General features: G+C 36.3%; 7 protein-coding genes and 3 pseudogenes. 9 read left to right on the top strand and 1 reads right to left on the bottom strand.

Annotation, left to right across the window (positions count from 1 at the left end; translation table 11 throughout):
* The first annotated feature begins 2 nt into the window (after positions 1-2).
* Together G7082_RS13960 and G7082_RS13955 are read left to right on the top strand one after the other, a co-directional pair.
* A complete protein-coding gene (locus tag G7082_RS13960; RefSeq protein ID WP_166035812.1) occupies positions 3-1,703 on the top strand; it encodes a proline--tRNA ligase in 1,701 nt (566 codons plus the stop codon).
* A gap of 76 nt (positions 1,704-1,779) precedes the next feature.
* Positions 1,780-6,113, top strand: a pseudogene (locus G7082_RS13955) (PolC-type DNA polymerase III).
* Between the two features lie 103 nt (positions 6,114-6,216).
* Here the strand turns inward: G7082_RS13955 and G7082_RS13950 are convergent.
* Complete coding sequence (locus tag G7082_RS13950) at positions 6,217-7,041, bottom strand: metallophosphoesterase (protein ID WP_166035811.1); 825 nt, start codon at positions 7,039-7,041, stop codon at positions 6,217-6,219.
* Between the two features lie 219 nt (positions 7,042-7,260).
* On the opposite strand from G7082_RS13950, the gene rimP reads away from it, so the two are divergent.
* From rimP to rbfA, 7 genes and pseudogenes are all read left to right on the top strand, one after another.
* The gene (gene rimP / locus G7082_RS13945; protein WP_166035810.1) at positions 7,261-7,734 is read left to right on the top strand and encodes a ribosome maturation factor RimP; all 474 of its coding nucleotides are present in this window, start codon (positions 7,261-7,263) and stop codon (positions 7,732-7,734) included.
* A gap of 22 nt (positions 7,735-7,756) precedes the next feature.
* The gene (gene nusA, locus G7082_RS13940; protein WP_166035809.1) at positions 7,757-8,917 is read left to right on the top strand and encodes a transcription termination factor NusA; all 1,161 of its coding nucleotides are present in this window, start codon (positions 7,757-7,759) and stop codon (positions 8,915-8,917) included.
* 19 nt (positions 8,918-8,936) lie between these two features.
* On the top strand, positions 8,937-9,236 hold the full coding sequence (gene rnpM, locus G7082_RS13935; protein WP_166035808.1) for an RNase P modulator RnpM: 300 nt from the start codon (positions 8,937-8,939) through the stop codon (positions 9,234-9,236).
* Complete coding sequence (locus tag G7082_RS13930) at positions 9,226-9,534, top strand: YlxQ-related RNA-binding protein (RefSeq protein WP_166035807.1); 309 nt, start codon at positions 9,226-9,228, stop codon at positions 9,532-9,534. The genes rnpM and G7082_RS13930 overlap by 11 nt, the downstream gene beginning before the upstream one ends.
* An 11-nt stretch (positions 9,535-9,545) precedes the next feature.
* Positions 9,546-9,654: pseudogene (locus G7082_RS15245) on the top strand (translation initiation factor IF-2 N-terminal domain-containing protein); the annotation flags it as partial.
* 233 nt (positions 9,655-9,887) lie between these two features.
* A pseudogene (gene infB, locus G7082_RS13925) lies at positions 9,888-11,888 on the top strand (translation initiation factor IF-2); the annotation flags it as partial.
* Between the two features lie 21 nt (positions 11,889-11,909).
* Positions 11,910-12,263 carry a 30S ribosome-binding factor RbfA gene (gene rbfA, locus G7082_RS13920; RefSeq protein ID WP_166035805.1) on the top strand — a complete coding sequence of 118 codons (354 nt, stop codon included), beginning with the start codon at positions 11,910-11,912 and terminating at the stop codon, positions 12,261-12,263.
* Positions 12,264-12,299 lie beyond the last annotated feature (36 nt).

Genomic DNA, 12,299 nt, shown 5'->3' with positions numbered 1-12,299 from the left:
CAATGAAACAATCGAAATTCTTTATGCCAACATTACGTGAGGTACCAAGTGATGCTGAGGTTATTAGTCATAAAATGTTATTACGCGGAGGGTACATTCGTCAAGTATCAAGTGGTTACTATAGCTACTTGCCACTTGCTTATCGCGTTATCAAAAAATTAGAAAACATCATGCGTGAAGAATTTGATGCTATTGATGCGAATGAAATGTTACTTCCAGCTGTCATTCCAGCGGATCTTTGGAAAGAATCTGGACGTTATAGTACGTATGGAGATGCACTATTAAAAGTAAAAGACTCAAATAGTAAAGATTTTATCTTAGGTCCGACACATGAAGAAACATTTACTGATTTAGTTAGAAATGATATTAGTTCATACAAAAAATTACCAATGTACTTATATCAAATTCAACCAAAATACCGTGATGAAAAACGTCCTCGTTTTGGCTTATTAAGAGGTCGCGAGTTTATTATGAAAGACGCGTATTCTTTCCACGCAACAACTGAAAGTTTGGATGAAGGCTTTAAAGATTTCGAAGTAGCTTACACTAATATTTTTAATAGATGTGGTTTAGATTTCCGTATTATCATCGGTGACGGTGGTGCCATGGGAAGTAGTGATTCTAAAGAATTTATGGCGATTTCAGAGATTGGTGAGGACACGGTTGTTTATTCAGATAGTAGTGATTATTCTGCTAACTTAGAAATGGCAACAGCTCTTTATACAGGTAAAAAATCTCATGAAAGCTTACTTGATCCTGAAAAAATTGCGACACCAAATGTTAAAACAATTCAAGAATTGTGTGATTTCATTAAAGTGGATGCAACTAAAACAATTAAATCATTATTCTTTATGGCTGATGAAGAACCTGTTATGGTTTTAGTTCGTGGAGACCATGAATTAAACGATGTGAAACTTAAAAACTTCTTAGGAGCAGACTTTGTAGAACCTGCAACAGAAGAAGATGCGGTTAAATTCTTAGGAGCTAACTTTGGTTCACTTGGACCAATCGGTTTATCAGAAGAGGTTAAATTAATTGCTGATTTATATGTTCAAGATATGACAAATGCTGGTGTTGGAGCGAATGAAAATGATGCTCATATTATTAACGTGACACCTGGTCGTGATTTTGAACCAGCAGCTTATACGGATCTTATTTTAGCTAAAGAAGGTGAACCTTCACCAGATGGACAAGGAACACTGAAATTTGCTAAAGGAATCGAGTTAGGTCATATCTTTAAATTAGGAACTTTCTATAGTGATAAAATGGAAGCGAATGTTTTAGATGAAAACGGACGTGAAATTCCTGTTCAAATGGGAAGTTACGGAATTGGCGTGAGTCGTTTATTAGCGGCAATCGCTGAACAAAATGCTGACGAAAATGGCATTAACTGGCCAAAAGGAACAGCACCATTTGATGTTCACATCATCCCAATCAATCCTAAAGATGAAACACAGTGGAATTTAGCTTTAGACATTGAAAAAGAAATGGAATCTCGCGGTATTGACTGTTTAGTTGATGATCGTAAAGAACGTCCAGGAGTTAAATTTAAAGATGCTGACTTAGTTGGTGCACCATTTAGAATCACAGTCGGTAAAAAAGCTGAAGAAGGTATCATCGAAGTTAAAATCAAACGTACGGATGAAATGTTAGAAATCAGACGTGAAGAATTACATGAAACATTAAGTATCTTAAATAAATAAAATAAAGGGTTCCTTGGCGGGTCTTTCGCTAAGGTCCTTTTTCGTGTAGAATATGATAGGAAAGTGGGGTAAGAAAATGAGTATGGATTCAAAAGAATTATTCGAACAACTGCTAAAACAGATAGAGATGGATCTTTCTCAGAGCGAAAACACTGTTTTAGAAACAGGTGAAATCAAAGAAGTGACGGTTCATAAGAAAAGTCGCATTTGGGAATTTCATTTAGTCTTTACGACTATTTTACCTTTTACTGTATATCAAGATTTTTTTAATAAATTAAAAATGGCCTTCAGGTCAATTGCAGAGGTTAAGGTTACTATTCAAGTAACAGACACTAAGTTTAATGATCAACTTCTGCAAGACTATTGGCTAGAAGTCTTAAAAGATGAAAATTTTGTGACTCCCGTTGTGAAGCAAAGATTAACTAAACAAGCACCATTCATAGATGATCGAGCCGTAACTTTATTAGTTGAAAATGAAGGTATGATTGATTATATCAAACAACAATATGGAGACTACATTATTGAAAGTTATCAAAAATTCGGTTTTCCTAGGTTTAATTTTCAACCAAAAATGGATGAAAAGAAGGCAGAAGAGATAAAACTTGCTTTTGATAAACGACAAGAAGAACAAACGGCTCAGATGATGAAACAAGCGGCAGATGCGATAGTTAAGAATGAACAGCAACAAAAACAAAAAACCGAAGTACCTGCTTTGTCAGGTCCTGTGCAACTGGGGCGTTCTATTCCAGCTGATGAACCAATCACCCCAATGGGAACTATTTTAGAAGAGGAACGCCGGGTCACTTTAGAAGGGTATGTTTTCTCAAAAGAAGTCAGAGATTTACGTTCTGGTAGAAAAATTTTAATTATCAAAATGACAGATTATACGTCATCTTTTTCAGTGAAGAAATTCTCTAATAATGAAAAAGATGTGGCAGTTTTTGAGGCAATTAAAGAAGGATCTTGGCTTAAAGTTCGCGGGAGTATTCAAGAAGATACGTTTATGCGTGATTTAGTGATGAACGCTCAAGACTTAATCGAAGTCAAGCATGCCCCAAGAAAAGATACAGAACCAGAAAATAATAAACGAGCGGAACTTCATATGCATACCAACATGAGTACCATGGATGCAACAAATAATGCGACGGCTTTAGTTAATCAAGCCGCAGCGTGGGGCTTACCTGCAGTTGCTATTACAGATCATGCGGGAGCCCAAGCTTTTCCTGATGCGTATCATGCTGGTGAGTCTAAGGGCGTCAAAATTCTTTTTGGAATTGAAGCCAATGTAGTGGATGACGGGGTGCCGATTGCCTATAATCCTGAACATCGTTTACTATCAGATGAAACGTATGTGGTATTTGACGTTGAGACAACAGGATTGTCTGCTGTTTATAACTCAATCATCGAGCTTGCAGGCGTTAAAATGCATAAAGGAAATGTGATTGAGAGTTTTGAGGAATTTATTGATCCAGGTCATCCTTTATCACAGACAACCACTAATTTAACTGGCATTACAGATGAGATGGTTCGAGGGTCTAAGTCGGAAAAAGAAGTCTTGACGCTTTTTAAAGAGTTTTGTGGGGATCACATTTTAGTTGCTCATAATGCCAGTTTCGATATGGGCTTCTTAAATACCAGTTATGAGAAATATGATATGCCAGAAGCACCTAATCCTGTCATTGATACACTGGAATTATCAAGATTATTACATCCTGATATGAAATCTCATCGATTAAATACTTTATCTAAAAAATATAAAATTAATTTAGAACAACACCATAGAGCCGTTTATGATTCAGAAGCAACAGGTCATTTGTGTTGGATTTTTATTAAAAAAGCCAATGAAGATTTTGGAGCTCAGTATCATGACGAATTAAACGAACACATTGGAGAAGGAGATGCGTATAAACGAGCACGACCTTTCCATGCAACGATTCTAGCTAAAACCCAAGATGGTTTAAAGAATTTATTTAAATTAATTTCTATGTCCAACGTGAATTATTATTACCGTGTTCCAAGGATTCCTCGCTCACAGCTTTCCAAGTTAAGAGAAGGCTTATTAATTGGCTCAGCTTGTAGTAATGGTGAAATATTTGAAGCCATGATGCAAAAAGGGGTAGATGAGGCGAAGAAACGGGCTAAATTTTATGATTATATAGAAGTGATGCCAAAACCAGTCTATGCACCTTTAGTTGAAGCAGAGTTAATTATGAATGAAAAGGACATGGAAGATATCATCCAAAATTTAGTTAAAATTGGAGATGATTTAGATAAACCTGTTGTAGCAACAGGGAATGTTCACTATATCAATGAAGAAGACGCGATTTACCGTAAAATTTTAATTAATTCCATGGGTGGAGCTAATCCTTTAAATCGTTATTCCTTACCAGACGTAAAATTTAGAACAACTAATGAAATGTTAGCTGAATTTTCATTTTTAGGAAAAGATGTGGCACAAAAAATTGTCGTGGATAATACGAATTTGATTGCCGATATGTGTGAGAAAGTTGTGCCAGTTAAACAGGATTTATATACGCCTAAAATTGATGGATCAGAAGATGAGATTACTAATTTAAGTTATACCGAAGCTCATCGTTTGTACGGTGAAGAACTTCCTGAGATTGTGGTTAAACGTATTGAAAAAGAATTGAAAAGTATTAATGGAAATGGTTTCTCCGTTATTTACTTGATTTCGCAAAAATTAGTTCATAAGAGTTTACAAGATGGTTACTTAGTAGGTTCTCGTGGGTCGGTTGGTTCTAGTTTTGTGGCAACCATGACAGGGATTACCGAAGTGAACCCTTTACCACCTCATTACCGTTGTCCAAAATGCCAGTATTCAGAATTCTTTGAAGATGGCTCTTATGGTTCTGGTTTTGATTTACCTGAAAAAGAATGTCCTAAGTGTGGGGCAAGATTGTTTAAAGACGGCCATGATATTCCTTTTGAAACGTTCTTAGGTTTCCACGGGGATAAAGTACCCGATATCGATTTGAACTTCTCTGGAGTTTATCAATCAACGGCTCATAACTACACGAAAGTCTTGTTTGGAGAAGAATATGTTTATAAAGCAGGAACAATTGGAACTGTGGCTGATAAAACAGCCTATGGTTTTGTGAAGGGCTATGAACGAGATAATAATTACAGCTTTAGAGCAGCTGAAATTGATCGTTTAGCGAAAGGTTCTACTGGGGTTAAACGGACGACTGGACAGCATCCGGGGGGATTATTGTAATTCCTGATTATATGGATGTTTACGATTTTACACCGATTCAGTATCCAGCAGATGATCAAAATGCGGAATGGCGTACAACCCATTTTGATTTCCATTCGATTCACGATAACGTGTTAAAACTAGATATTCTGGGACACGATGATCCAACGGTTATTAGGATGTTACAAGATTTATCGGGAATTGATCCGAAAACAATTCCAACGGATGATCCAGAAGTGATGAAAATTTTCTCAGGACCACAAGTCTTAGGTGTGGAACCAGCAGCCATTTTTTCAAAAACTGGAACGTTAGGTATTCCTGAGTTTGGAACAAAATTCGTACGAGGAATGTTAGAACAAACCAATCCAACAACCTTCTCAGAGTTGCTTCAAATTTCAGGGTTATCTCATGGGACGGACGTTTGGCTAGGAAATGCGGATGAATTAATTAAGCGCGGGGAAGCGACTTTAGCGAAAGTTATTGGTTGTCGTGATGATATCATGGTCTACTTAATGCATGCGGGTCTTGAAGACGGGATTGCCTTTAAAATTATGGAGAGTGTGCGTAAAGGTAAAGGGATACCGGATGATTGGCAAGCAGAGATGAGAACAAACAACGTGCCAGAGTGGTACATTGATTCATGCTTGAAGATTAAATACATGTTCCCTAAAGCCCATGCGGCAGCGTACGTGCTAATGGCCTTACGTGTGGCTTATTTCAAAGTACACTATCCAATTCTTTATTATGCAGCCTTCTTTAGTGTTCGGGCAGATGATTTTGATTTAGTTGCTATGTCTCAAGGGAAAGATGCAACAAAAGTTCGTATTAAAGAGATTATGGATAAAGGGATGGAAGCATCCACAAAAGAGAAAAATCTTTTAACCGTATTAGAAATTGCCAATGAAATGATGGAACGTGGTTTCAAATTTAGCATGATTGATTTATATAAATCTGATGCTGAAAACTTTACGATTGAAGATGACACTTTAATCGCTCCATTCAGGGCCGTACCAAGTTTGGGTGCCAATGTGGCAAAACAAATGGTAATAGCGCGTGAAGATAGCAAATTTTTATCAAAAGAAGATTTAGCTAACCGAGGAAAAGTGTCGAAAACATTGATTGAATACATGACAGAAAATGGTGTATTGAAAGACTTGCCAGATGAAAATCAATTGTCATTGTTTGATATGTTGTAAAGAACAGAGTGGTGAAAATAGCGTTTAGCTCCAAGTAGACTTTTTATCCTCTGACTGTTAAATATTATTCAAAAAAAGAAGAAGTCGGCTGACTTCTTCTTTTTTACTTCCCTTCAATATCAATAAAGAGTAGATGCGGATAATTATTAAGTCTAACTGGAAATGAACTGTTCGCTAAACCGCGACTGACAAATAGATTATTTTCTTCTAACTTATAATGTCCATTCGTATAATCAGGCAGCATGCCTTGATCAGGAGAAAAAACGCCACCCACTCCTGGAATAATGATTTGCCCGCCATGAGCGTGTCCGCTAAAAACATTAATTGAAGACTGATCCATATTATTAATATAATCATGAATGTTTTCTGGATGGTGGGCTAGAACTAACGTTTCTTGGTTTGGATTAATTTTCTCTTTTTCAGTGGTTGGTAAATTTATTTCTTCATTGGATATACCCACAATGTTAAATTTATTATTATGCAGTGTGATTTCTGTGACCTCGTTATCTAAGTAAGTAGCCTGACTGTTACTTACAATGTCACGCCATTGATCAAAACCTGCATTGGTGACTTCATGATTCCCACTAATCACAAAAGTCGGGGCAATTTTAGTTAGCTTACTTAAAAAATAGATTAATTCAGTGGTGTTTATATTTTCAGTTCGATCAATGGTATCCCCTGTAAATAAAATAATATCAGGTGCTTCATTCGTTAATGTATTAAGAATTTTACTTTGAGAAACTTTTAATCTAGGAAATTGAGTATCTGATAAGTGGGCGACCCTAATTTTATCACTTTTTTTATTTAGTTTCGTGCTTTTTATTGTAAAAAAGTCCTTATCAAGTTGTCTGTTTTCTCGGTACCCTTCAGCAAGTAGTGCGCCACCTAGAAGTAAACTTGCAATGGATAATGTTTTTATTAGTTTCATCTTCTCACCTCGTATAAGAACATACTCTAGCAAAAAAAGCTTAAGAATGCTTTAAAAATAACAGTCTTAATGAAAGCTTAACTATCTGTTCTATTCTTATTTGTTTTTTGACTTGAAACATGATAGAATTGGTTTGTAAGATAACTTGAGGGAGTGAGCGTGGATAACGCTCACTCTTTTTGATGAAATTCTTAAAACTTTAAAGGAGGCGAATATTAATTGGCGAACGTTGTTGATATCGTAACAGACTTGGTTAGTCCTATTGTAGATGAATTATCATTCGAATTGGTTGATATTGAGTATGTAAAAGAAGGAAGAAATTGGTTTTTACGAGTTTTTATTGATAAAGAAGGTGGCATTGATTTGAATGAGTGTGCCATTATCAGTGAAAAATTAGGTGAGAAACTAGATATGATCAATCCTGATCCGATTCCACAAGCATACTTTTTAGAAGTCTCTTCTCCTGGAGCAGAGCGCCCTTTAAAGAAAGAAGAAGATTACACAAACGCCATTGGTGAGTACATTAATATTTCATTCTATCAAGCAGTTGATGGTGAAAAGCAGTATCAAGGCTTTTTAGACTCATTTGATCAAGATGAATTAACATTAACAATTAAAGTTAAAACTCAAAGAAAAACAATGACATTTGAACGTAAAAATATAGCCAAAGCGAGATTGGCAATCGAATTTTAATAACGGAGGTTAAGAAAGACTCATGAACAAAGAAATGTTAGGCGCATTAGACGCTCTTGAACGCGAAAAAGGCATTTCCAAAGCTATCGTAATTGAAGCTTTAGAAGCAGCAATGATTTCTGCTTATAAACGTCATTACGGACAAGCTCAGAATGTTGAAGTAGAATTTAATGATAAAAAAGGTGACGTTCATATTTATTCAGTAAAAGAAGTGACTGAAGAAGTAATGGATTCACAATTAGAAGTAAGTTTAGAAGAAGCTCAAAAAGTGAATCAAGCTTATGAAATTGGTGACATGATTCGTTTTGAAGTGACACCAAAAGATTTTGGTCGTATTGCAGCGCAAACTGCTAAACAAGTTATTCTACAACGTGTTAGAGAAGCAGAACGTTCAATTATTTATAATGAATTTAGTGCATATGAAAATGAAATTATGCAAGGAATTGTAGAAAGACAAGATAATCGTTACATCTACGTTAACTTAGGAAAAATCGAAGCGGTATTATCAAAACATGATCAAATCCCTAATGAAGTGTACCAACCACATGATCGTATCAAAGTTTACATTCATAAAGTTGAAAACACGTCTAAAGGACCACAAGTTTATGTATCTCGTAGCCATCCGGATTTATTAAAACGTTTGTTTGAACAAGAAATTCCAGAAGTATATGACGGTGAAGTTGAAATCGTCAGCATTGCTCGTGAAGCAGGAGACCGTGCGAAAGTGGCTGTTAAAGCTGAAAATAAAGATATCGATCCTGTTGGAACATGTGTTGGACCAAAAGGGCAACGTGTTCAATCAATTGTTAATGAGTTAAAAGGTGAAAACATGGATATCGTTGAATGGAACGAAGATCCAGCTATATTTATCTCAAACGCTCTTAACCCAGCACAAGTTGTTAATGTTATTTTTGATGCATCACAACGTGCTTGTACTGTAGTCGTTCCTGATTTCCAATTATCATTAGCCATTGGTAAACGTGGACAAAATGCTCGTTTAGCAGCTAAATTAACTGGATTTAAGATTGATATTAAACCAGAATCAGAAATGGAAGCAATGGCAACTGAAGCGGTAGAAGCAGAAGAAATCGTTGAAGAAATTGAATCATCAACAGAACATTTAGTTGAAAACATTGAAGCTGATACAATTGAAACAGTTGAAGAAGAAAAAATCGAAGAATAGAAACAGGAGGCGAAAATAGATGAAACAAAGAAAAATTCCGATGAGAAAATGTGTCGTGTCTAATGAAATGAAACCTAAGAAAGAAATGTTGAGAATCGTTCGTTCTAAAGAAGGGGAAGTTTCCATGGATCCCACAGGTAAATTGTCTGGAAGAGGTGCCTACCTTTCTATTGAGCCTGAAGTCGTTCAGTTAAGTTGGGACAGAAAAATACTCGACCGTGTTTTAGAAACCAGCTTAACGGACGAATTTTATCAAGAGTTATTAGATTATGTGACTCACCAAAAAGCAAGAAGAGAGTTGTTCGCTAATGACAAATAAAGATAAGTTTCTAAACCTTCTCGGATTAGCGACAAAAGCCGGAAAATTAGTTTCTGGTGATGATACAACAGTAAAAGCAGTTCGTAAAAATAATGTTCGTTTAGTCATCGTCGCAACAGATGCGAGCGAAGGAACAATCAAGAAAATGACTGATAAATGCCAGTACTATCAAACACCTATCATAGTTGCTTGTACAAAAGCAGAAATAAGTCATGCGATAGGTAAGAGTCGAACGATTATTGGTGTTTGTGATAACGGCTTTTCAAAGAAAATGCGTGAATTATTGAAAGATGAATAGGAAGTGATTTAATGAGTAAAAAACGCGTATATGAGCTGGCAAAAGAACTTGATTTGTCGAGTAAAAATATAGTAGATAAAGCTCATTCAATGGGTATTGATGTAAAAAATCATATGAGTACACTCACTGATTCTGACATAACGAAGTTGAAACAAACAATGAAAAAACCGAATCAAACACAAGAAAAACCAGTAACAAGAAAAGAAAATGTTTCGAAAGAGACACCGCGTTCTACACCTGTAGAAAATAAAGCGAAAAGTAAGGAAAGTCGCGTGAATAAACCAGGGCAACAAAATCGAAGCAATAACACTGCTAATAAACCACAACAAAATACAAGTAAACCAAGTACTAATAAACCAACAAGCACTAACAAACCAAGTACTGGACCAAGCCAAGCACAACAAGGCTCAAACCAAAACAAACCACAAACAAATACAGGTGGTTATAAAGGTGGCAACAAACCTCAAGGTCGTAGCCAAGGTGGTGGATACAATAACCCAAACAACCGTTACAAAAAGAACAACCGTAAAGGTAAAAAGGGCAAGTATCAACCAAGTACTAAACCTGCTGGACCAGCTCGTAAATTTAAAGAGTTACCAGAAGTCTTAGTTTATACTGAAGGTATGAACGTTGCTGATATCGCTAAGAAAATTTACCGTGAACCAGCAGAAATTATCAAAAAATTATTCTTATTAGGTGTTATGGTTAACCAAAATCAACCGTTAGACAAAGATACTATTGAAACGTTAGCAACTGATTACGGCATTACACCAGAAGAAAAAGTTCAAGAAGATGTGGCTGATATTGACAAATTCTTCGAAGTTGAAGCAGTTAATGAAGAAAAATTAACTAATAGACCGCCAGTTGTAACGATCATGGGACACGTGGATCATGGTAAAACAACGTTACTTGATACATTAAGACATACAAAAGTTTCTTTAGGGGAAGCTGGAGGAATCACACAACATATTGGTGCTTATCAAATTGAAGCTAATGGTAAAGCTATTACTTTCTTAGATACACCGGGACATGCGGCCTTCACAAGTATGCGTGCGCGTGGGGCAAGTATTACGGATATCACAATTATTGTAGTTGCAGCTGATGATGGGGTTATGCCTCAAACAGTTGAAGCGATTAACCATGCGAAAGCGGCAGAAGTGCCAATTATCGTAGCTGTTAACAAGATTGATAAACCAGATGCTAATCCAGACCGCGTAATGCAAGAATTAAGTGAACACGGCCTAATTCCTGAAGCTTGGGGTGGAGATACAATCTTCGTACCAATTTCAGCTAAATTTGGTGATAACATTGAAGAATTATTAGAAATGATTTTACTTGTTTCTGAAGTAGAAGACTTACAAGCTGATCCAACGCAACGCGCGATTGGTACAGTTATTGAAGCTCGTTTAGATAAGAGTAAAGGACCTATCACAACTGTTTTAGTTCAACAAGGAACACTTCATGTTGGTGACCCAATCGTTGTTGGTAACACTCATGGACGTATCCGTGTGATGACAAATGATATTGGTCGTCGCGACAAAGAAGCTGGACCAGCAACACCAGTTGAAATTACAGGTCTTAATGATGTTCCTCAAGCAGGAGATCGTTTTGTAACCTTTGAAGATGAAAAAACAGCTCGTGCAGCAGGTGAAGAAAGAGCGAAACGTGCTTTATTAGAGCAACGTTCAATGAGCTCTCGTGTGACACTTGATAATTTATTCGAAAGCCTTAAAGATGGCGAAATGAAAGAAGTTAACGTAATCATTAAAGCAGACGTACAAGGTTCTGCTGAAGCTTTAGCAGCAAGTTTAAATAAAATTGATGTTGAAGGCGTACGTGTTAAAATCGTTCACTCGGCTGTAGGTGCGATTAATGAAAGTGATGTAACGCTAGCTTCTGCAAGTAATGCGATTGTTGTTGGATTTAACGTAAGACCAACAATTCAAGCAAGAACTCAAGCAGAACAAGAAAATGTTGATATTCGTTTACACCGTATCATCTACAAAGTTATCGAAGAAATTGAAACAGCAATGCAAGGGATGCTTGATCCTGAGTTTGTTGAAAAAATTACAGGTCAAATGGTTATCCGTGAAACATATGCGGTATCTAAAGTTGGAACAATCGCTGGTTGTTACGTAACTGAAGGTTTCATCCGTCGTGAAAGTGGCGTTCGTCTAATTAGAGATAGTATCGTTATCCATGAAGGTGAATTAGCCAGCTTGAAACGTTTCAAAGATGACGCTAAAGAAGTAAAATTAGGCTTTGAATGTGGCGCTACTTTAGAAGGTTACAATGATATTAAAGTAGACGACATTATTGAAGGCTTCATCATGGAAGAAGTTAAAAGAAAATAATAGATACAAGGAGAGTTAACGATGGCAAATTATCGTGACCGCCGTGTAGCACAAGAAATATTGAGAGAAGTAAACGATATCTTACAAAAAAAAGTAAGAGATCCACGTATTGATAACGTGACAATCACTGAGGTTCGCGTAACAGGGGACCTTCAACAAGCGACTATTTATTATAGTTCACTAGGTGATAAAGCTTCTGAAATGCAAAAAGTGCAACAAGGTTTAGAAAAAGCAAGTGGACTTGTTCGTCGAGAAATCGGACATCGTTTACAAATTTACAAAACACCTGAGTTGATTTTCGAAAGAGACAGCTCAGTGGCTTACGGAAATCACATTGATGATTTACTAAGAAATTTGAATAAAAAAGAGTATTAAGAATATAGTGATGAAAAAGGCGCTTAGCTCCAAGCA

It is taken from the genome of Vagococcus hydrophili, assembly GCF_011304195.1.
In the GTDB taxonomy this organism is placed as follows: Bacteria; Bacillota; Bacilli; order Lactobacillales; family Vagococcaceae; genus Vagococcus; species Vagococcus hydrophili.
This window is presented reverse-complemented; position numbering and strand designations above follow the sequence as displayed.